This window comes from Streptomyces sp. NBC_00459 (genome assembly GCF_036013955.1).
Taxonomy (GTDB): Bacteria; Actinomycetota; Actinomycetes; order Streptomycetales; family Streptomycetaceae; genus Streptomyces.
The window spans coordinates 551049-572257 of the sequence record NZ_CP107903.1 but is presented as its reverse complement, the minus strand read 5'-3'; the positions used below and the strand labels follow the sequence as shown (position 1 = coordinate 572257).

The following is a 21209-nucleotide window of genomic DNA, read 5'->3' as shown; positions in this document are numbered from 1 at the left end:
ATCGAGTGACGGCGCGTCATGGACCAGTTCCTCACCTTCGGCATCGTCGGCCTCAGCACCGCCGCGATCTACGCGGTCATCGGCAGCGGCCTCGTACTCACCTACACCACCACCGGCGTCTTCAACTTCGCGCACGGCGCCGCGGGCATGTTCTCGGCCTTCACCTACTGGCAGCTCACCGTCGGCTGGGGCTGGCCGGTGCCGGTCGCGCTGGCCGTCGTACTGCTCCTGCTCGCTCCGGCGTTCGGACTGCTCGTCGAGCGGTTCATCCTGCGGCCGGTCCAGGCGCTCGGCGAGGCGGAACGGCTGGTGATGACGGTCGCGCTGCTCAGCGGACTCATCGGGGTCGCCCGCTGGATCTGGGACCCGAACGTGGCCCGGCCGCTGCCCGCCTTCCTCGCCGACCGCGCCCCCTTCCACATCGGTCCGGCAGCCGTCACCTGGCACCAGGCCATCACCATGGGCGTGGCCCTCGCGGTCGCCGCCGGACTGCGCGTCCTGCTCTACCGCACCCGCGCCGGCGCCGAGATGCGCGCCACCGTCGACGACCGCGCACTCGTCGGACTCACCGGCGCCGATCCCGTACGGGCCAACAAGGCCGCCTGGATCATGGGCACCCAACTCGCCGCGCTCGGCGGCATCTTGATCGCACCGAGCGTCACCCTCGACGCGGCGCAGCTCTCCCTGCTGATCGTCAGCGCCTACACCGCAGCCGTCTTCGGCCGGCTGCGCAGCGTGCCGCTCACCTTCATCGGGGCCGTCGTCATCGGCTGCACGGAGAGCTATCTGACCGGCTACCTGCCGCAGAACGACTACCTGCCCGGCCTGCGCCTGGCCGCCCCCGCACTGCTCCTCTTCATCGCCCTGCTGCTGTTCCCGCACCGGCGGCTGCGCGGACGCGACCGACGGCTGGCCCCGGTCCCGGTGCCCACGCCACGCGGCACGCTGGTCTTCGCCGCGGCGACCGTCGCGTTCGGCATCGTGCTGGCCTCGATGCTCGGCGAGGCCGACCTCATCACCTACGGGCCGGTCTTCGCGCTCGGCGTGGTGGCCCTCTCGTACGTCCCCCTGACCGGTTACGCGGGCCAGATCTCCCTGTGCCAGCTGAGCATGGCCGGGATCGGCGCGGTCGTCTGGGCGCACTTCGGGGACCACGGTCAGCTGTGGGCGCTGGGTCTGGCGGTGCTGGTCTCGGCGGTCGCCGGGGCACTGATCGCGCTGCCCGCGCTGCGGCTGTCCGGTGTGTACCTGGCGCTGGGGACCGCCGCCTTCGCCGTCGTACTCGACCGCTGGATCTTCACCCTCCCCGCGTTCCATGTCTTCGGTGTCGAGATCGCGCTGTTCGACCAGGGCTCGGTCGAAGTGACCGGGCCCTCGCTGTTCGGGCTGCGGCTGGACAGCGGGGAGGAGCTGATGGTGCTCGCCGCGGTCTGTCTCGCCCTCGCGTCGATCGGTGTGGCGGCGCTGCGGCGGGGCCGGTTCGGACGGCGGCTGATCGCCCTGCGCGACAGCGAGGCCGCCTACGCCACCCTCGGCGGCAACCTGCTCGTCGCCAAGGTGCTCGTGTTCGCGCTGGCGTCCGGGATCGCGGGCCTCGGCGGTGCGCTCTACGGAATGCAGCAACGGGCCATCACCCCCGACCAGTTCAACCTCGTGGCCGGACTGCCGATCTTCCTGGTCGCGGTGATCGGCGGCCTCGGCGCGGTCGGCAACGGCCTGTTCACCGGTACGGCCCTCGTCGGACCGACCAACGCCCTGATCGTGGTGGCGCCCGCGCTGCAGAATCCGGTCGCCCTGCTGCCCGCCCTCGCAGGCATGGGCCTGGGCAAGAGCCCGGACGGCATCTCGTCCCACCTCCGGCGCCAGTGGGAGCCGCTCGGCCGTGACCGCGTCGCGCTCACGGCGCTCGTCGCCTGGCTGGTCACGGCCTGGCTGCTGCGCCTCGGCGACGTCATCGACGGCTGGACCTTCCTGGGCGGAGCCGTCGTCGTGGCACTGGCACTACGGACATGGGCGGGTGTCCGGCAGGCACCGGCGGCCGAGCCGGAGATTCCGGTCGAGTGGTGGGGCGTACGGCGTGCCTGGCGCCCGGAGGACGGGGAGGTGCTGGCCCGTGGCGTCGCTGCGAGTTAGTGGAGTGACGGTTTCCTTCGGTGGGAACCGGGCGCTGGACGGGGTCGGCATGACCGCCGAGCCCGGCCGTGTCACCGGGCTCATCGGGCCCAACGGGGCAGGAAAGAGCACCCTGTTCGACGTCGCTTCCGGGCTGCGCAGACCGTCCTCGGGGCGGGTCCTCCTCGGCGACCGGGATGTCACCCGGATGCGCCCCTCCGCCCGCGCCCACTGTGGACTCGCCCGTACGTTCCAGCGGTTGGAACTGTTCGGCCGGCTCAGCGTCCGCGACAACCTGCTCGTCGCCGCCGAACTCGGCCCCGAACGGCCGCGCGCGGTCGCCGTCGTCACGGAGATCCTCGACCGGCTCGGGCTCACCGGCATCGCCGACACCGCCCCCGACAGCCTGCCCACCGGTGTCGGCCGTCTCGTCGAGGTCGGCCGGGCGCTGGCACTGCGCCCCAAGGTGCTCCTGCTCGACGAACCCGCCGCCGGACAGGACGCCGAGGAGACCGAGCGCTTCGCGGCCCTTCTGCGCTCACTCGCCGACGACGGCACCGCGGTCGTCCTCGTCGAACACGACATGAGCCTCGTCATGAGTGTGTGCGACGACGTGTACGTCCTCGACCTGGGGAAGGTCATCGCCGTCGGCCCACCCGAGGTGATCCGCAACGACGAGACGGTCCTTGCCGCCTATCTGGGGGACGCGTGAACGCGCTGATCGAACTGCGCGGCATCCGCGCCGCCCACGAACGGATCACCGTCCTGCACGGAGTCGATCTGAGCGTCGCCGCAGGCGAGGTGGTGGCGCTGCTCGGCCCCAACGGCGCCGGAAAGACGACCACGTTGAACGTCGCTGCGGGCATCCACTCTGCAAAGTCCGGCCAACTCCTGCTGGGCGGGCGGGACATGACGGGCGCCGCGCCACGCGACCTGGCCCGCGCCGGAGTCTGTCTGATCCCCGAGGGTCGTGGGGTGTTCCCCAACCTCTCGGTGCGCGACAACCTCCTGATGATGACCTACACCGGCCGCAGCCGGGCCGAGATCGAGGAGATCGCGTTCAGCCGCTTCCCCGTCCTCGCCCAGCGTGCCTCGCAGCCGGCGGGCACGATGTCAGGCGGCGAACAGCAGATGCTCGCCCTGGCGCGAGGGCTCGCCACCGACCCGGCGGTCCTGCTCCTGGACGAACTCTCCATGGGGCTCGCCCCGTTGGTGGTCGCCCGACTGTACGAGCAGGTCGCCGAGATCGCCCGGCAGGGCGTGGCCGTCCTGGTCGTGGAGCAGTTCGCCGCCGCCGTACTCGACATCGCCGACCGCGCCGCAGTCCTCGTGCGCGGCCGGATCCAACGGCAGGGCCACCCCGACGACGGGTTGCGCGCCGAACTGTCCGCTCTCTACCTCGGGAGTTCCGCATGACGTCCACCGAGCCACGTGCGGACCGCTTCGTCCGCGAACTGACCGAACTGAAGATCCCCGACCCGGCCGCCGCCCGCTCCGGTCTCTGGCTGCGCCTCGGCGGAGCCCTGATGGCGCTCGGCCTGATCCTCGGCGCCTCCGGCTACCTGGTCGCCCACAACACCCTCGACCCCCTGGTCCAGAACGACGGCCTCGCTCTCGGCCTCGCCGGAATCGCCGCCGGAGTGGTGGGCTCGGCGCTGTTCCTGCGCTACTCCCTCACCGGCTTCCTGCGGTTCTGGATGGCCCGCCAGTCGTACGACGTCAGCCTCCTCGCGGAACGACTGCGCGACCCGGACCGGCTGCGCGACCCGGAGTGACTCCGGGAGGCGACAACTCCGGGTGGCGGAACGACCCCGCGTCCCCGGCCATCCGCGCGACCCCGACCGTCCGCTCGAAAGGGACCCAGGCCATGACCACCCCGGCATCGACGCTGCGCCCCGGCAACCAGCTCGCCAGCACCGCCTGCGGCACCCGCGTGGTGGTGATCCGCGCCCCCGCGAAAGCCCAGCCCCAACTCACCTGCGCGGGCGCCCCCATGGTGCCCGCGGCGTCCGTGCCGCAGGTCAAGGACACCGGCTCGGGCACCCTCATCGGCAAGCGGTACGTGGACGCCACGGGCGCCCTCGAACTGCTCTGCACCGCCTCCGGAGCGGGCGAACTGGCCTGCGACGGCACCCCGATGACCATCAAGGCGGCCAAGCCCCTGCCCGCGTCCGACTGAACCGGACCGCCTCTATTCGAAAGGGAGTTGTCATGGCGCAGGAGGACCTGGTCCTGACCGAACGGGTGGGCGACGTCCTTGTGGCGACGATGAACCGGCCCGAGGCGCGAAACGCCCTGAACCCTGAGCTCCTCGACGAGCTGTCGACAGTCCTCAAGGAGGCCGATGCCGACCCGGCCGTCCGGGCGATCGTTCTCACCGGGGAGGGCCCGGCCTTCTGTGCCGGCATGGACCTGAAGGCGTTCGCACGCGGCGCCCGCTTCGACGGCCTTCTCTGGTTCCACCGCGAGGGCGTCGCCACCCCGGTCGTCGCCGCCCTCAACGGGTCCGCTGTGGCCGGTGGGTTCGAACTCGCCCTGGCCTGCGACCTGGTGGTCGCCGCCGACACCGCGTACCTCGGAGTCGCTGAGGTGAAACGCGGCCTCTTCGCGGCGGGCGGCGCCACCACCCTCGCCGATCGTGTCCCGCTCGCTGTCGCCCTGGAAATGGGCCTCACCGGTGAACTGGTCACGGCGGCCAGGGCCCGGGAGATCGGCCTGGTGAACCGGGTCGTCCCGGCTGACACGGTCCGTGCGGAGGCACTTGCCCTCGCCGAACGGATCGCACAGAACGGCCCGTTGGGCGTCGCGATGACCAAGAAGCTGATGCGGGAACGCCGTTGGGCCGAACCGGCCGAGATCGAGGCGGTGTTCCGCAGCGCCGACGCGACGGAGGGAGCGAGGGCGTTCGCGGAGCGAAGGGCGCCGGTGTGGACAGGAAAGTGACGGGGCGAGGCGACCGATTCCGGCTCGCGGTAGAGCACCTCTCAAGGGGCGCGGGGAACTGCGCGACCGGCCACGGACGGCCGCAGACTCAGAACCGCGCATCGCGAGGAACGCTCAGTCCCCCTGAAGGACCTCGTCGACCAGTCCCCACCGAAGCGCCTCCCCGGCCCCCAGCGCCTCTCCCGACAACGCCAGGTACGCCGTCCGCTCCCGCCCGATCCGCAGCGGCAGGCTCGCCGTGCCGCCCGCGCCCGGAATGAGCCCCATCCCCACCTCGGGCAGGCGAATCACCGTGTCCGGCGCGGCCAGTACCCGACCCGCGAACGCCGTCAGCTCGATGCCCGCCCCGATACAGGCGCCGTGCAGATGGGCCGTCACCCGCGCGCCGCACCGCTGGAGCAGGGCGGCCGGACTGCGGTGGACCCGGACCAGATGGGCCTGCGCGGGATCCCTGGCCGAGCCGAACTCGCTCAGGTCCCCGCCGGCGCAGAAGGCCGGCCCGTTGCCGTAGAGGTCGACGCGGATGATCGACGGGTCGAGTACGGCGACTTCGAGCGCCTCGCACAGGGCGTCCCGCGTGCCGGCGTCCATGGCGTTGCGGGCCTGCGGCCGGTCGAGCGTGATGGAGAGGCTGTCAGCGTCACGGGCCAGCGCGACGGGCTCGGCGGAGGGCCGCGGCGTACGCGCGGGCGCCGAGTCCAGCCAGGCGCGGAAGACGGCCGACGCCTGGAGCGTCGAGTAGGCGAGCGACTCGGCCACGAGACGGTCGGGCGGTGCGAGCGCCGGACCCATCCGCAGCACCTGCGTCAGGGCGACCGAGGCGGCGGGACGGTCCGCGACGATCTCCGCCAGACGGCGGGCCGTGGCGTACGCGTCGGCGCAACTGACCCAGGGGCGTGGTGGATCGGGCTCGTTGGTGAGGAGGATGTCGAAGCAGCCGTCGACCCCGACAGGTTTCTCCGCGACGCCTACGAGCATCCGCCCGGTAACTCCAGACGTTCCCAGGCCGGGATTCGGTCCACGGTCGAGGTCGACCAGGATGAAGGGGGAGGGCAAGGTCACGACCGGAGTGTAATTTGGGGCCACCTCGGACGAGAAGGGCGTTTGGCCATTGGAGAATGACGCTCTCGACAGCTGGATGGACTCGGTCGAGCCGTACCTGCCTCCGCTGGCCTCGGTCGCCCAGGAGTTCACCGCCCTCACCCGCGTGCCCATCGACCTGCCCACGGCCCTCTTTCTGCGGGCCCGGCTGGCCGGCCACGTCCTCCCGGGCCGGACATCGGCGGGCGGCTCCTGCCACCTCCTCGAAGCGGCCGACGGCTGGACGGCCGTGAACCTCGCCCGTCCCGACGACCTGGCCGCGGTACCGGCTCTCATCGCCCTGCTGAAGGGGATGGAGGGCGAGCCTCTCCAGGAGGTGGTGAAGCGGGCCAAGGGCGCCGAAGTGGCGGCGAGCGCACAACTGCTGGGGATCGCGGCTTCGGAGCACGCCTCCGTGAGCGGACCCCCGGTACGGACCGAGCGGCTCGGCGAGCGGCACCCACGCGATATCGCCGACCTGCGCGTCGTCGACCTGTCGGCGCTCTGGGCGGGCCCCCTGTGCGCACGCCTCCTGGGTCTGGCGGGCGCCGAGGTGGTCAAGGTGGAGAGCACGACCCGCCCGGACGGCGCCCGCGCCGGATCGCCCGCCTTCTACCGCTGGCTGCACGACGGGCACGACAGCCTGGTACTGGACTTCGCCCCGGGCGCGCTCGCCGAGGTGATCGCCGGGGCCGATGTCGTCATCGAGGCGTCACGGGCGCGGGCACTGCGCAGGCTCGGGGTCCACGCCGAGGAGTTCCTCGCCGCCCGTCCGGGCCGGGTCTGGGTGAGCATCACCGGGTACGGCAGGGACGACGACCGCATCGCGTTCGGCGACGACGCCGCCGTCGCGGGCGGTCTGACCGGCCTCGACGCACAGGGCGCCCCCGTCTTCCTGGGCGACGCGCTCGCCGACCCGGTCACCGGCGTCTACGCCGCCCGTGCCACGGCCCGCTCCCTCGCCACCGGAGGCGGCGAACTGTTGAGCCTCGCCATGTCGGCCTGCGCGGCCTCGCTGGTGCCGTCGCCGTGCTGATCAGAAGAGTCGAGGTCCAGGGCGCGGGGCGAGTGGACGTACGTGTCCGGAACGGGCGCATCGCCGAGATCGGGCAGCGGCTGGACGGGAGAGAGGAGACCGAAGCAGTCGACGGGCACGGCGGCGCCCTGCTTCCGGGCCTCCACGACCATCACGTCCACCTCGCGGCGCTGGCCGCCGACGCCGCGTCCGTCCAGGTAGGCCCGGCCGATGTCGTCGGCCGGGCCGGATTCGCCGCGGCCCTGCGCGCAAGGGCGCCCGAGGAGTGGGTACGGGCCGTCGGCTACCACGAGAGCGTCGCGGGCGACCTCGATCGATGGACCCTCGACAGCCTCGCCCCGGACCGGCCGGTCCGCGTCCAGCACCGGACCGGCGCCCTGTGGGTGTGGAACAGCGCCGCGCTGCGGGCGGCCGGTCTGCATACGGAGGCCGGCGACGGGCGATTCTGGCGGGAGGACGAGCGACTGCGCGGACACGTTCCGCCCGTGCGCCTTGACCTGGAGGGCGTGGGCAACAGGGCGGCGGCGCTCGGCGTCACGGGGTTCACCAATGCCGATCCACACCCGGCGGACGGCCTTCTCGATCTGCTGTCGGTACTGCCGCAACGGCTGCTCGTCATGACGGTCGACGCGCCCGTGAAGCTGATGCTCGACGACGCCACCCTGCCCGTCCCGGCCGAACTCGCCGCCAGAATCGCATCGTTGCGGCCCCGCCCGGTGGCCGTCCACTGCGTGACCCGGGTGCAACTGCTCGTGACCCTCCTCGCCCTGGACGAGGCCGGCCCCGTCGCCGGCGACCGCATCGAGCACGCGTCCGTCGTCCCGGCCGAGACGATCCCCTGGATCAGGCACCTCGGCGTGACGGTCGTGACCCAGCCGCACTTCCCCGCCGAACGCGGCCACGCCTACGCCACCGACGTGGACCCCGACGACCGTCCCCACCTCTACCGCTGCCGATCCCTGGCCGACGCGGGCATCCCGCTCGCCGCCGGCACCGACGCTCCCTACGGAACCCACGACCCGTGGGCGGTCATGCGGGCCACCGTCGAACGGGCCGGGGGAGAGGCGCTGGATGCGGAAGCGGCCCTGAGCCTGTTCACCGGCGAGCCCCAACGCCCCGCCCGGGCAAGGCGATTGGCGGTGGGTGAGGTCGCCGACCTGTGTCTGCTCCACGTACCCCTGCGGGAAGCACTCGACGTACTGACGGCCGACACCGTAAGGGCGGCGTTCGTAGCCGGAGCCCGCATCACCGCCCCCGAGTGAACAGTCGCGTCAGACGCTGTATCCGCCGTCCACCCCCAGGGCCTGTCCCGTGATGAACCCCGCGCGCTCCGAGGCGAGGAACGCCACCGCCTCCGCGATGTCCTTCGCGGCCCCGAAGCGGCGCAGCGGGATGTTGCGCCGGGTGATCGCGAGCGCGGCCTCGTCCAGTTCCCCGGAGGCGATCAGGCGGCCGGCGATACCGTCGTTGAGCATGCCGGGTGCCACACAGTTCACGCGGATCCCGTACCTCCCCTCCTCCGCCGCGAGCGCCCGGGCCACCGCCTCCACGGCACCCTTCGTGCCCGCCGACAGCCCGTCCCGTACCGGGTAGCGGCGGGTGGCCACCGTCGTCACGGCCACGATGCTTCCCCGGGTCTCCCGCAGCCTCGGCAGCGCGGGATGGACCAGATTGAAGAACGCCACCGCGTCCGCGTCGAGTTGGGCCCGGTACTCGCTCGGCTTCACCGTGCTGAGATGCCTCATCGGTACGTGGGGACCGGCCGCGTACACGACCGTGTGCAGCCCTCCGAACGCCTCGCAGGCCTCGGCCACCGCCTCCGCCGTGGCCACCTCGTCCCCCAGGTCCAGCCGCAGGGACAGGACACGGCGGCCGTACGACTTCACCTCGCCTGCGATCGACTCCGCCGCCGTCTCGTCGGCGCGGTATGTGAACGCCACGTCGCTGCCCCGCTCGGCCAGCGTCCGTACGATCTCCGCACCGATGCCGCCGGTGCCGCCCGCGACGAACGCGGCACCCGTCCGGCTCTCGAAATCGGCTGTGTGGGAAGGGGAACGGAAATCCGGCATCACAGTCCCAACGACTTGGCGATGATGACCTTCATGACCTCGCTCGTCCCGGCGTAGATACGGGTGATGCGTGCGTCCGTGTAGAGCCGGGCGATGGGGTACTCCTGCATATAGCCGTATCCGCCGAAGAGTTGAAGGCAGCGGTCGACGGCCCGGGCCTGCATCTCCGTGCAGAACAGCTTGACCTTCGCCGCGTCCGCGCCGGACAGCCGGCCGTCGACGAGTTCCAGGACCGCCCGGTCGAGCATCATCTGCGCCGCCTCCAACTCCGCTGCCACGGCGGCGAGTTCGAACTTCGTGTTCTGGAAGGCGGCGACCGGCTTCCCGAAGACCTGGCGCTCCTTGACGTACTCGACCGTCGTGTCCAGGGCGGCCCGCGCCTGCGCGACCGAGCCGACCGCCACGGTCATCCGTTCCTGCGGAAGGTTGTGGCCCAGATAGCCGAAGGCGGCGCCCTCCTCGCCGAGCCGGTTGGCGACCGGGACACGTACGTCGTCGAAGGCGAGCTCGACCGTGTCCTGCACCTTGATGCCCATCTTCATCAGCACTCGGCCCCGTGTGAACCCGGGCATGCCGTCCTCGACCACCAGCAGGGTCAGCCCCGCGCGCCGGTCGCCGGGATCGGTGGCCGTCCGGGCCACCACGACCACCAGATCGGCGAGCAGCCCGCCCGTGATGAACGTCTTGGCCCCGTTGAGGACATAGGAGTCGCCGTCCCGGACGGCGGTCGTGCGGATGCCCGCGAGGTCGGAGCCCGTGCCGGGCTCGGTCATGGCGACGGCCGTGAGCAGCTTGCCCGCGGCGAGTCCGGGAAACCAGCGGGCGCGCTGCTCCTGGTCGGCGTAGGTGAGGAAGTAGGGCAGGACGACGTCGAGTTGGGTGCGTACCGTGCCCAGCGTCACCAGTGCGCGGGCCGCCTCCTCCTGGAGGACCACGTTGTAGCGGTAGTCGTCGAGGCCGGACCCGCCGAACTCCTCGGGGACGGACATGCCCAACAGGCCCAGCGAGCCGAGCTGTTCGAAGAGTTCGCGGGGCAGCCGTCCGGCCTCCTCCCAATCGGCGTAGTGGGGGACCACCTCGTTCGCCACGAAGTCCCGCACCAGCCCGCGGAAGGCCTCGTGGTCGGGCGTGAAGATCTCTCGGCGCACAACTGCTCCCGTCAGGAGGCGAGTTCGACGAGGGTGGCGTTCGCTGTGCCGCCGCCCTCGCACATGGTCTGCAGGCCGTAGCGCAGGCCACGCTCCCGCATGTGATGGATCATGCGGGTCATCAGGACCGCGCCGGACGCCCCCAGCGGATGCCCGAGGGCGATGGCCCCGCCCAGCGGGTTGAGCAGTGCCGGGTCTGCGCCCGTCTCGGCGAGCCAGGCCAGCGGTACGGGCGCGAAGGCCTCGTTCACCTCGAAGACGCCGACCTCGGACAGGCCGACGCCCGCCTTCCGCAGCACTCGCTCGGTCGCGGGGATCGGGCCGGTCAGCATGAGCACCGGGTCGGCGCCGACGACCGCACCCGCGCGGTAGCGCACCAGCGGCACGAGGCCCAACTCGCGCGCCTTCCCGGGAGTCGTCACCAGCAGCGCGGCAGCGCCGTCGGAGATCTGTGAGGCGTTTCCCGCGTGGATCACACCGCCGTCCTGGAAAGCGGGCTTGAGCCGTGCGAGGCTCTCGACGCCCGTTCCGCGCCGCACCCCCTCATCGGCTCCCACCGTCAGGTCGCCGACGTCCACCGGCACGATCTGTTCCGCGAACGCCCCGGAGGCCAGGGCCGCCGCGGCCCGCTCGTGCGAGAGCGCCGCGAACTCGTCGAGCCGCGTCCGCGTGAACCCCCACCTCTGGGCGATCCGCTCGGCCGACACACCCTGATCGAACGAGAAGCCGTCGTACCGCGCGAGGACTTGGGGCCCGTACGGCATCCCCGAGGCCCGCGCCGACCCCAGTGGAACCCGGCTCATCACCTCGACCCCGCCGGCCACGACCACGTCCTGCTGCCCCGACATCACGGCCTGCGCCGCGAAGTCCAGAGCCTGCTGGCCCGACCCGCACGCCCGGTTGACCGTCGTCCCCGGAACGCTCTCCGGCCAGCCCGCCGCCAGCACCGAGTAGCGGCCGATGTTGCTCGACTGGTCGCCGACCTGCGACACACAACCCCAGACGACATCGTCGACGACGCTCGGATCGATGCCCGTCCGCCCGGCCAGCGCACGCAGGACGAGGGCGGACAGGTCGGCCGGGTGGACACCTGCGAGGCCGCCGCCGCGCTTCCCGACGGGGGTGCGCACCGCCGCCACGATCACCGCTTCACGCACTACGGCCTCCTGACCGAACGGGCACCCGGCGCCGCCGAGCCGGTTGTCTCCATGGCTGTCTCCTCGGCTGTCTGCTGGTCGGTCGCGGGTACCGCCCACCGCCCGTCGAAGGTCGGTTCGCGCTTCGCCATGAACGCCGTGAACGCCTCCGACACGTCAGCCGTGGCGAAGTTGACCCCCTGGGCCCGTGCCTCATTGGCGAGCGCGTCCCGCAGTGTGCGGTCGGCCCCCTCGTTCAGCAGAGCCTTGGTCTGCGCGAGCGCGACGGGCGCACCCGCCACCAGCCGCGCCCCGAGACCGTCGACGAAGGAATCCACCTCGCCCGCCGCCACCACCCATGTCACCAGCCCGAGCGACCGCGCCTCCTCCGCGCCGATCGTCTCGGCGAGCAGCGCGAGCCGCTTGGCCTGCTGCAGCCCGACCAGTTTCGGCAACAGCCAGGAACCACCCAGGTCCAGGGAGAGCCCGCGCCGCGCGAAGATCTGCGAGAACCGTGCCTCCGGCGTGGCCACGACCAGATCGCAGCCCAGAGCGAGATTCCACCCGGCCCCGACCGCGACACCGGTCACCTTGGCGATGGTCGGCACCGGCAACTCGTGCAGTTGCAGGGCGATGTCGCTCAACGTCCGCATCCGGTACAGGGGGTGGACGCTGCCGAGCCCACCCGAGATGTCGGCTCCCGAACAGAACGCGCCCCCGGCCCCCGTGACCACCAGCGCCCGCACGTCATGGTCCCGCCCGGCCGCCGTCAACGCGTCCCGCAACGCGGCCCACAGCTCCGCGTCGAGTGCGTTCTTCCGGTGCGGCCGGTTCAGCGTCAGGGTCCGTACGCCGTCCCGGTCGGTGCGGAGCAGCACGGGCTCCCCGCCACTCACGTCTCCTCGCCCCCGCCCGTCTCCTCGCCCCGGTCGTCGACACCCAACTCGGCGAGTACGGCCGCCGTGTGCTCACCGAGCGCCGGAATCGCGCCCATGGGCTGCTCGTAGCCGGAGATCACCGGCGGGGGAAGCAGCGCGGAGATCGGCCCGTACGGCGTCCCGACCTCCCGCCACCGGTCACGCGCCTTCAGATGCGGATGCGCGACCACCTCGCTCGGCTTGTTGAACCGCGAGTTGCCGATCCCGGCGGCGTCCGCGCTGCTCTGCACGTACGCCAGCTCGTGGCGGGCGCACCAGGCGCCGATCTCGGCGTCCAGCACGGCCCGGTGGGCGACCCGGCCGGGCGTCGTGGCGAACCGCTCGTCGTCCGCCAGATCGGACCGGCCGAGCAACTCCCGTGCGAGCCGCTGCCATTCGCGGTCGTTCGTCGTCCCCAGGACGACGGTGTGACCGTCGGCCGTGGCGTACGCCCCGTACGGTGCCACCGCCGGCGACCCCATGCCCCAGGGCTGCTGATCGACACCCGAGTGCTGGGTGTACGTCAGCGGATAGCCCATCAACTCCGTCATGGTGTCGAAGAGGCTCACCGCGACCGACGCCGGACCGCTGCGCCGCCCGCGCCCCCGCTCGTACAGCAACGCCATGATCGACAGGGCCGCGTACAGCCCGGCGCACACATCGGCCATCGGAGGCCCGGGCTTGGCCGGCGCCCCGGGCAGACCCGTCACCGCACACGCCCCCGCCTCGGCCTGGACGAGCAGGTCGTAGGCGCGCTTGTGCGAGAGGGGGCCGCCGGGACCGTACCCGTCGATCTCGACCGCGATCAGCTCCGGATGCCGTACGGCCAGGTCGCCGGGGGTGATGCCCAGTTTTGCCGTCGTGCCGGGGGTGAGGTTGGAGACGAGGACGTCGGCGCGGGCGAGCAGCCGGTGCAACACCGCCATTCCCGCAGGTGACTTGAGATCCAGGACCACCGATTCCTTGCCCCGGTTGATCCACACGAAGTGCGCCGCGAGGCCGTTGACCACGTCGTCGTAGTGCCGGGCGAAGTCGCCGCCCTTCGGGTTCTCCACCTTGATCACCCGGGCGCCGAAGTCGCCGAGGGTACGGGTGCACATGGGAGCGGACACGGCCTGCTCCAACGTCACCACCGTGATGCCGTCGAGCGGCCCGACGGCCCCGGCCGGGACGGCTCCGTCAGCCATGTCAGGCCCTCGCTTCGAAGCGGGCGCGCAACTCGTCCTTGAGGACCTTCTGGCTCGCGTTGCGCGGGAGTTCGTCGGTGAGACGGACGTGGCGCGGCACCTTGAAGTTGGCCATGTGCTCGCGCGACCACGCGACGACGTCCTTCTCGCCGACCTCGTACCCCTTCTTCGGGACGACGAAGGCACAGCCGACCTCGCCGAGCCGCTCGTCGGGCACACCGATGACGGCGACCTGCGCGACGGGCTCGTAGGCCAGCAGAAGTCTCTCGATCTCCGCCGGATAGGCGTTGAATCCGCCGACGATGTACATCTCCTTCTTCCGGTCGACGATCGAGAGATTCCCGATCGAGTCGAGCCGTCCGAGGTCCCCGGTGTGCAGCCAGCCCTCACCGTCGATGGTGGCGGCGGTCGCCTCGGGGTCGTCCCAATAGCCTCGGGTGACGTTGTATCCCCGCACGAGGATTTCCCCGTCCTGTTCCGCCGGGAGTTCCCGGCCTGCCTCGTCGACGATCCTCACCTCGACGTCCGGAATGACACGTCCGGTCGTTCGGGCCACCGTCTCCTCGGAATCCCCGATACGCGTGGTCGTCACCAATGCTGACGACTCGGTCAGTCCGTACGCGCTCATCACGATGTCGAAGGAGAGCTCCGACTTCATGGCGCGGATCAGCGACTCCGGAACGGTGGTGCCGCCCGTCATGGAAACCCTGAGCGACGAAAGATCGTGTCCGGAGAGTTCGGGGTGGTTGATGAGGTCGTGGAAGATCGTGGGCGGGCCAAGAAGAATGCTCACCCGTTCTCTGTCGATGATCTCCAGCGCCTTTCCGGGGTGGAACACCGGCATCGGAACGACCGTCACCCCGTGCAGGAAGGAGGCCAGCCAGCCCGCCTTGTAGCCGAAGCAGTGGAAGAACGGCGGGATGACGAGAAAGGTGTCCCCGCGTCGGAACGTGTACTCCTCGGCCATCCAGCCGTACGCCCGCAGCGACTGGCCATGGGTGAGGACGACACCCTTGGGATGACCCGTCGTGCCGGACGTGAACATCACGTCGGAGATGTCGTCCGGGGTGAGCCGCCCGATCGTCTCCCCGGCCGTGGCGGCGGACACCTCCTCACCGGCCCGCAGGAATTCGGTCCACGACAGGTCCGCGGCACCCTTCGGCCCGAGAATCGACACCGTTCTGCGGAGCGCCGGAAGCTCAGGGTCGTGCTTCAGCAGTTCGGCGACGTAGTCACTGTCGAGGAAAGGGGCCGCGAACAGGGCCCTGGCTCCCGACTTGCGCAGAATGTAGGAGATCTCGCCCGCCTTGAACCGTGTGTTGAGGGGCACGACGACACCTCCCGCGCCCTGAATACCGAGTGCCGCGAAGATCCATTCCGCGGAATTCGGTGCGCAGAGCCCTACCCGGTCGCCCTCCTCGATCCCCAGCGCGATGGTGGCCCTCACCGCCTCCACCATTCGCTGTTCCAGCTCGCGGAAACTCCACCGACGGTCCCCGTCGATCAGTGCGATGTCGTCGCCGAAGCGCTCGGCGGCCAGCCCGATGGCATGGGGAATGGTCAGGAATTCATCGTCGTATCGCATCGAGAAGGCTCCAGTGCTCAAGGCCGGCCGGACGAAGGCAGATGCAGGACCCGTTTCGCGATGAGGTTCCGCTGGATCTGGGAGGTACCGCCGTACACCGACGCGGCCCGCGAATACAGGTATTCGCCGAAGAGCTCCCCGCCGTCCTCGGCCAGTTGCTCCGGGAACACCTTGAGTGCCGTCTCGTACAGTCGCTGTTCGGCCCTTGTCATCAGCAGCTTGTCGACGGACGACTCCGGGCCGGCGGGCTGCCCGCTCAGGCGCTCGGCGGTACGGCGCCGGGCATGCGCCACCAGGACCTCGTAGTCCACCTGGCACTGCCCGATCTCGGAGCGCAGTCCGTCCGGGAGCGTGTCGGCTCGCTCCCGGACGGTGGAGCGGAGGCGTTCGACGAGCAGGCCGTACTTCGACAGATGGCCGGTGTCCAGGGCGTTGCGCTCGTACGACACCGTCGTCATCGCCAGCGGCCAGCCGTCGCCCTCGGAGCCGACCCGTTCGGACTCCTCCAGGCGGACGTCGTCGAGGAACAGCTCGCAGAACTCGTCGTCCCCGTTGGCGGCCCGCAGCGGCCGTACCGTGACGCCCGCGCGGTCCAGGGGCAGCGCGAACGCCGTGATCGAGCGGTGCGGTGAGCCCTCGCGGTCCGTACGGGCCAGGAGCAGGCACAGGTCGGAGTACTGGGCGTAGCTGGTCCAGAGTTTCTGGCCCCGGACCACGTAGTGGTCGTCGCGACGCTCCGCGAAGGTGCTCATCCCGGCGAGGTCCGACCCCGCGCCCGGCTCGCTGAACCCCTGGCACCACACCTCGTCGCCCGCCAGCATCCTCGGCAGCATGCGCAGCCGCTGATCCTCGGAGGCGAACTCCAGCAGGGCGTGCGCGAGATAGCCGATGCGCGGAACGCCCGGAGCCCCGCAGGCCCCCAACTCGTCGCTGACCGCCACCTGGTGAAGTGCCGTCAGACCGCGACCGCCGTACCGCTCCGGAACATCGAGGCCCACCCAGCCACCGGAGTGCAGCAGGCGGTGCCAGCGGTGCAGGAAAACGGGCACCGGCTCGTCCAAGTGCCTTTCAGGGAACGGGTGTTCGGCCAGCCATGTGCGGAACTCCGTGCGGAGCCGGTTCAGGTCGGCAGGGTCGCCGAAGTCCAGTGGGGTGTCGGTCATCGGGTCGCCTCCGGTTCGGCCAGCACCGTCAGCAGATCGGCTGTCGTGGCCAGGACCGTGGCGCCCACGCGGACCTTGCGCAGATACAGGTGCGCGATGTGCTCCCAAGTCTGGGCGATCCCGCCGAAGACCTGCATACCGGCGTACACGGCCTCCACCGCCGACCTGTTCACCTCGGCTTTCGCGACCCGCGCCGCGGCCAACGCCCGCTGCGGCGACTCGTGGTCGAGACTCCAGGCGGCATACCGGCTCGCGCTCGTACAGGCCTCCACGAGCACGGTCGCGTCGGCGAGCAGGTGCTGCACCGCCTGGAACGACCCGACCGGCCGGCCGTACTGGGCGCGCTCCCGCGCGTACCCCACACTCTGCGCGACGAACGACCGTGCCGCGCCCACGAGTTCGGAGGCCACGACGATCAGCGCGTACGCCTGCCAGCGCAGGTGTCCGGCCGGATCGAGGCGTCCCACCACGTGCTGCGAGGGCAGCGCCGTGCGGATCGTGCGCAACAGGTCCACGCTCGGTGCCGCCGGCCCCAGTCCGACCGCGGTCACGGTGCCGTCGGGGAGCACGCACAGCGCCTCGTCCGCGCCCTCGCTGTCCCAGGCGACGAGCGGGGAGGGGCTCGCGGCGGGGAAGCGAAGGTCGCGGGCGAGGGCGATCGTCGGGGTCCTGCCGGGCGCCGCGGGTACTCCCACCAGGCGGAGCAGCTCCGGGGCGAGCAGGGCCGTACCGAGCAGGGAGGTGGCCAGCGGCAGGCTGCCGTGCTCCTCGGCGAGCAGCGCGCACTCCTGGACGGTGGCGGCCGGGGGAGTGGACCGGCGCAGCTCGGCGAGGCCCAACTCGCCCAGTGCCTCCTGCGCGGCGGCCCCGAGCGAGGGCTTGACGTCGTCGGCGGAGCCCACCCGGAACCGGGTGGCGAACGAACGCAGCAGGTCGCGTACGAGCACGAACTCCTCGGTCTCCACGGGCTATCCCTCCCCGCCCCTGGACCGGCGCTCCGCCCGCGACGCCAGTTCGTCGACGATCCGGATGTGGTCCGGGCTGGTCATCGTGGCCAGCTCCGCCATCAGGGCCGCCTCCATGCCACCCCGGGTCGCCTGTTCCACCACCACGGCCAGTGCCGCCTTCGTGGCACGCAGCGCCTCCGGGGGCTGGGCCGCCAGCCGGTGGGCCAGCGTCAGTGCCTCCCGGCGGAGGTCGGCGGCAGGCACCACCCGGTTGGCCAGGCCGAGTTCGACCGCCGTCGCGGCGGGAATGCGGTCCCCGGTGAAGAGGTACTCCTTCACCCGCAGCAGACTCGTGAGCAGCGGCCAAAGGGTCACACCGCCGTCGCCGGCGACCAGGCCCACCGAGATGTGCGGGTCCGCGAGATACGCGTCGTCTGCCATCAGCACCAGATCGCAGCCCAGCGCCAGGCTGCAACCGAGTCCCACCGCCGGGCCGTTGACCGCTGCCACGACGGGCAGCGGGAAGCGGATCATCTCCGTCTGGATCGTCCGGTCGAGGCGGATCGACCGCTCCCGCAGCTCGGGGTCGGTGTGATGGCGGCGCAGATGGTCGAAGTCGCCGCCCGCACTGAACGCCCGTCCCGCACCGGTGAGGACGACGGCTCGCGCCTTGGGATCGTCCGCCAACTCCCGCCACACCTCGGCGAGTCGCCGGTGCAACTCCCCGGAGACCCCGTTGAGGCTGTCGGGCCTGTTCAGGGTGACGACACGGACATCGCCGTCGGCGGTCACGGTCAGTACGGAGTCGGCCTCGCCCATGCGCACCCTCTCCCTTGCCACCGGTGCCACTGGTCGGTCGACCTCGGATGCTAGTAAAGGTCAGACCGAAAGTGAAGAGTGTTGTTTACGCTGAATGGAAATAGCATTCTCGCACAGGCGGGGCCTGCCCGGGAGAGGTCGGGAGTGCGCTGTCAGTCGTCGCCCGGTTCGGGCAGGCCCACCCGCTGCCGCTGATCCACCTCGGCCGCCGCGCGGGCGAACCCGCACACATGGCGGGTCATCCGCCGCATCGCCGCGGGGCCGTCCTGTGCCCGGATCGCCTCGGTGATCCGCGCGTGGGCACGGGTGGTGACCTCGCGGATCTCCGCGTCCATGAACCGGTCGATGTCCGTGGCCGCGTAGATCGACTGGGAGAGGGCCGTCATGAAACCGATCAGCAACTCGTTGTCGCCCGCCTTCGCCACGGCGGTGTGCCAGCGGACGTTGGCCCGCAGAAAGCGCGGCACGTCGTCGTCGGCGGCGGCAGTCAACTCGGCGTGCGCCGCGTCCAGTTCGGCGAGGTCGGCCGACGTGCGCCGCTTCGCGGCCAGTGCGGCGCAGGTCGGCTCGATCGCCTCGCGCGTCTCGTGCAGCGCCTCAAGGCGGATCTGCCGGCCCCGGATGACCAGCCGTACCGTGTTCGTCACCGACTCGTGGCCCGGCCGGTGCACGAAGGCGCCGCCGCCGCGCCCCGGCCTGATCCGCACCAGCCGTTCGACTTCGAGGATGCGCAGCGCCTCGCGCACCGTCGCCCGGCTCAGCCCTGTCTGGTCGACCAGCTGACGCTCCGGCGGCAGCGCCGTGCCCTCGGTGAACTCGCCGGAGAGGATCCGCTCGCGTACCTCGGCGGCCAGCACGTCCGACGCCTTGGGCACCTTCACCACGTCGAAGCGCGGGTCACTGGCGGAATGTCCGGCGCTCTGCACGGGTCAGGCCTCTCGTAGGTGGCACCACTTCGGCCGGACCATTCAATACGGGACGCGCGCCGCCTGTCACATGACTTGTCCGGCGTCCCCTCACATCACCAGACCCCCGTCCACCGGCAGCACCTGCCCGGTGATGAAGGACGCGGCGTCGGAGGCGAGGAAGACGAAGGAACCCGCGATCTCCTCGGGCGCCGCCCAACGGCCCAGCGGGATGCGCGCGAGCATCGGGGCCGCGAACTTCTCGTTGGTGCGGATCGTCTCCGTCATCGGCGTCGCGGCGAGCGGTGCCAGCGCGTTCACCAGGATCTGCCGGCGCGCCAGTTCACGCGCGAGTGACTTCGTGAGACCTATGACGCCCGCCTTCGCGGCGGAGTAGTTCACCTGGCCGAGCGTGCCGACGAGACCGGCCGACGAGGTCACGTTGATGATCCGCCCCGTACCGTCCTCCGGGAGGAAGGGCAGTGCCGCCCGGGAGCAGTGGAAGGTTCCCATCAGATGGATGTCGACGATCCGGCGGAAGTCGTCCTCCGTCAGTTTGTCGAACATGGCGGGCGCGGTGACCCCCGCGTTGTTGACGACGATGTGCAGTGTCCCGCCCGCCAGTTCGGCCGCCCGCGCCGCCGCGGCATCGGCGGCTGCCCGGTCCCGTACGTCGAGGGCGGCGCTGTCCGCCGTCAGACCGGCGGCGCAGATCCTCCCGGCGACCGCGGCAGCCGCGTCCCCGTCCACGTCCGTCACCAGCACGGCGGCCCCGGCGCCGGCGAGCGCCCGGGCGACGGCGGCTCCGATACCTCCCGCCGCCCCGGTGACCAGCGCGGACCGGCCCGTCAGATCGAACAGTCCACTGTTGTCGCTCATCACTGACTCCCCATCAAAGACTCCCTGTCGAAGCGGCACGGCCGAGCGGTGGCCGACGGTCACCCAAGACGTCAGTAGCTCCTCGGCAGCCCCAGCACATGGGAGCCGAGATAGTTGAGGATCATTTCCTGGCTGATCGGCGCGATCCGCATCAGCCGCGCCTCACGGAAGTAGCGGGCCACGTGGTACTCCTCGGAGTAGCCCATCCCGCCGTGGGTCTGAAGCGCCCGGTCCGCCGCCGTGAACCCGGCGTCCGCGCACAGGTACTTGGCGGTGTTGGCCTCACGCCCGCACGGCCGCCCGTGGTCGTACAGCCAGGTCGCCTTGCGCAGCACCAGCTCGGCCGCGTCCAGCCGGGCCAGCGAGTCCGCGAGGGGGAACTGCACCCCCTGGTTCATGCCGATGGGCCGGTCGAACACGACCCGCTCCTTGCCGTACCGAACAGCCTTGTCGAGTGCCACCCGCCCGATGCCCAGCGCCTCGGCGGCGATCAGCATCCGCTCCGGATTGAGCCCGTCGAGGAGATAACGGAATCCCTGGCCCTCCTCGCCGACCCGGTCCTCCACCGGCACCCGCAGATCGTCGATGAACAGCTCGTTCGAGGTGACGGCGTTGCGGCCCATCTTCGGAATGGGGCGGATGTCGACATGGGCGCGGTCGAGATCGGTGAGGAAGAGCGTCATCCCGTCGGTCTTCTTCGCGACCTCGCCGATCCTCGTCGTCCGGGTCAGCAGCAGGATCTTCTCCGACTCCATCGCCTTGGAGATCCACACCTTATGGCCGTTCACCACGTAGTGGTCGCCGTCCCGGCGCGCATACGTCGTGATGCTCGTCGTGTCCAGTCCGGCCCCCGGTTCGGTCACGCCGAAACAGACATGGAGGTCGCCGGTGGCGACACGGGGGAGGGTCCGGCGCTTGAGCTCCTCGGAACCGTGCACCACCACGGGCTGCATCCCGAAGATCGACAGATGGATCGCGCTGGCCGCGTTCATCCCGCCGCCCGACCGTGCGACCTCCTCCAGGAGCAGCGTGGCCTCGGTGATGCCGAGACCGTGGCCGCCGTACTCCTCGGGGATCGTGAGCCCCAGCCAGCCGCCGCGCGCGACGGTGTCGTAGAAGTCGGCCGGGAACTCGTGGTCGCGGTCCTTCTCCATCCAGTACCGGTCGTCGAAGTCGCGCAGCAGTCCGGCGACGGCCTTGCGGATCGCTTCCTGATCTTCGGTCAGCTCGAAGTCCACAGTTCGAACGCCTCCCGCAGCCTCGGTGGCGTCGAAACATATCAA

At 71.1% G+C, this 21209-nt stretch carries 21 protein-coding genes; 8 read left to right on the top strand and 13 right to left on the bottom strand.

Annotation, left to right across the window (positions count from 1 at the left end; translation table 11 throughout):
* The first annotated feature begins 18 nt into the window (after window positions 1–18).
* From OHN74_RS02265 to OHN74_RS02240, 6 genes are all read left to right on the top strand, one after another.
* Window positions 19–2133: a branched-chain amino acid ABC transporter permease gene (locus tag OHN74_RS02265; RefSeq protein WP_327692801.1), complete on the top strand. Its 2115-nt coding sequence runs from the start codon at window positions 19–21 to the stop codon at window positions 2131–2133.
* Entirely contained in the window at window positions 2114–2824 is a 711-nt protein-coding gene (locus tag OHN74_RS02260) for an ABC transporter ATP-binding protein (RefSeq protein WP_327692800.1), read from the top strand. Before OHN74_RS02265 ends, OHN74_RS02260 begins: the two co-directional genes overlap by 20 nt.
* Window positions 2821–3528, top strand: a complete 708-nt coding sequence (locus tag OHN74_RS02255) for an ABC transporter ATP-binding protein (RefSeq protein ID WP_327692799.1) — start codon at window positions 2821–2823, stop codon at window positions 3526–3528. The genes OHN74_RS02260 and OHN74_RS02255 overlap by 4 nt, the downstream gene beginning before the upstream one ends.
* Window positions 3525–3887 carry a hypothetical protein gene (locus OHN74_RS02250; protein WP_327692798.1) on the top strand — a complete coding sequence of 121 codons (363 nt, stop codon included), beginning with the start codon at window positions 3525–3527 and terminating at the stop codon, window positions 3885–3887. Before OHN74_RS02255 ends, OHN74_RS02250 begins: the two co-directional genes overlap by 4 nt.
* A 92-nt stretch (window positions 3888–3979) precedes the next feature.
* A complete protein-coding gene (locus OHN74_RS02245; protein WP_327692797.1) occupies window positions 3980–4291 on the top strand; it encodes a hypothetical protein in 312 nt (103 codons plus the stop codon).
* A gap of 32 nt (window positions 4292–4323) precedes the next feature.
* Window positions 4324–5055 (top strand): enoyl-CoA hydratase-related protein, encoded by a 732-nt coding sequence (locus OHN74_RS02240; protein ID WP_327692796.1) that lies wholly within the window; start codon window positions 4324–4326, stop codon window positions 5053–5055.
* Window positions 5056–5169: 114 nt separating this feature from the next.
* On the opposite strand, the gene OHN74_RS02235 is transcribed toward OHN74_RS02240, so the two are convergent.
* Window positions 5170–6117: an enoyl-CoA hydratase/isomerase family protein gene (locus tag OHN74_RS02235; RefSeq protein WP_327692795.1), complete on the bottom strand. Its 948-nt coding sequence runs from the start codon at window positions 6115–6117 to the stop codon at window positions 5170–5172.
* A gap of 49 nt (window positions 6118–6166) precedes the next feature.
* Between OHN74_RS02235 and OHN74_RS02230 the strand changes: the two genes are divergently transcribed.
* Both OHN74_RS02230 and OHN74_RS02225 read left to right on the top strand, forming a co-directional pair.
* A complete protein-coding gene (locus OHN74_RS02230) occupies window positions 6167–7171 on the top strand; it encodes a CoA transferase (RefSeq protein ID WP_327692794.1) in 1005 nt (334 codons plus the stop codon).
* Window positions 7165–8433: an amidohydrolase family protein gene (locus OHN74_RS02225; protein WP_327692793.1), complete on the top strand. Its 1269-nt coding sequence runs from the start codon at window positions 7165–7167 to the stop codon at window positions 8431–8433. Before OHN74_RS02230 ends, OHN74_RS02225 begins: the two co-directional genes overlap by 7 nt.
* 9 nt (window positions 8434–8442) lie before the next feature.
* On the opposite strand, the gene OHN74_RS02220 is transcribed toward OHN74_RS02225, so the two are convergent.
* The 12 genes from OHN74_RS02220 to OHN74_RS02165 all read right to left on the bottom strand — a co-directional run bounded on the left by OHN74_RS02220 (window position 8443) and on the right by OHN74_RS02165 (window position 21164).
* Window positions 8443–9240 (bottom strand): SDR family NAD(P)-dependent oxidoreductase, encoded by a 798-nt coding sequence (locus tag OHN74_RS02220; RefSeq protein WP_327692792.1) that lies wholly within the window; start codon window positions 9238–9240, stop codon window positions 8443–8445.
* Entirely contained in the window at window positions 9240–10388 is a 1149-nt protein-coding gene (locus OHN74_RS02215) for an acyl-CoA dehydrogenase family protein (protein WP_327692791.1), read from the bottom strand. The genes OHN74_RS02220 and OHN74_RS02215 overlap by 1 nt, the downstream gene beginning before the upstream one ends.
* 11 nt (window positions 10389–10399) lie before the next feature.
* Window positions 10400–11545, bottom strand: a complete 1146-nt coding sequence (locus OHN74_RS02210; RefSeq protein WP_327692790.1) for a thiolase family protein — start codon at window positions 11543–11545, stop codon at window positions 10400–10402.
* Entirely contained in the window at window positions 11545–12420 is an 876-nt protein-coding gene (locus OHN74_RS02205; protein WP_327692789.1) for an enoyl-CoA hydratase/isomerase family protein, read from the bottom strand. Before OHN74_RS02205 ends, OHN74_RS02210 begins: the two co-directional genes overlap by 1 nt.
* Entirely contained in the window at window positions 12417–13628 is a 1212-nt protein-coding gene (locus OHN74_RS02200) for a CaiB/BaiF CoA transferase family protein (RefSeq protein ID WP_327692788.1), read from the bottom strand. Before OHN74_RS02200 ends, OHN74_RS02205 begins: the two co-directional genes overlap by 4 nt.
* A gap of 1 nt (window position 13629) precedes the next feature.
* Window positions 13630–15213, bottom strand: coding sequence for a FadD3 family acyl-CoA ligase (locus OHN74_RS02195; protein WP_327692786.1), 1584 nt, complete (start codon window positions 15211–15213; stop codon window positions 13630–13632).
* A 17-nt stretch (window positions 15214–15230) separates the two neighbouring features.
* Entirely contained in the window at window positions 15231–16376 is a 1146-nt protein-coding gene (locus tag OHN74_RS02190; RefSeq protein ID WP_327692785.1) for an acyl-CoA dehydrogenase family protein, read from the bottom strand.
* Complete coding sequence (locus tag OHN74_RS02185) at window positions 16373–17341, bottom strand: acyl-CoA dehydrogenase family protein (RefSeq protein WP_327692784.1); 969 nt, start codon at window positions 17339–17341, stop codon at window positions 16373–16375. Before OHN74_RS02185 ends, OHN74_RS02190 begins: the two co-directional genes overlap by 4 nt.
* A gap of 3 nt (window positions 17342–17344) precedes the next feature.
* On the bottom strand, window positions 17345–18142 hold the full coding sequence (locus OHN74_RS02180; RefSeq protein WP_327692783.1) for an enoyl-CoA hydratase/isomerase family protein: 798 nt from the start codon (window positions 18140–18142) through the stop codon (window positions 17345–17347).
* A 152-nt stretch (window positions 18143–18294) separates the two neighbouring features.
* Complete coding sequence (locus OHN74_RS02175) at window positions 18295–19068, bottom strand: FadR/GntR family transcriptional regulator (RefSeq protein WP_327692782.1); 774 nt, start codon at window positions 19066–19068, stop codon at window positions 18295–18297.
* 90 nt (window positions 19069–19158) lie between these two features.
* A complete protein-coding gene (locus OHN74_RS02170) occupies window positions 19159–19926 on the bottom strand; it encodes an SDR family oxidoreductase (protein WP_327692781.1) in 768 nt (255 codons plus the stop codon).
* Between the two features lie 71 nt (window positions 19927–19997).
* Window positions 19998–21164: an acyl-CoA dehydrogenase family protein gene (locus OHN74_RS02165; protein WP_327692780.1), complete on the bottom strand. Its 1167-nt coding sequence runs from the start codon at window positions 21162–21164 to the stop codon at window positions 19998–20000.
* Between the last annotated feature and the right edge of the window lie 45 nt (window positions 21165–21209).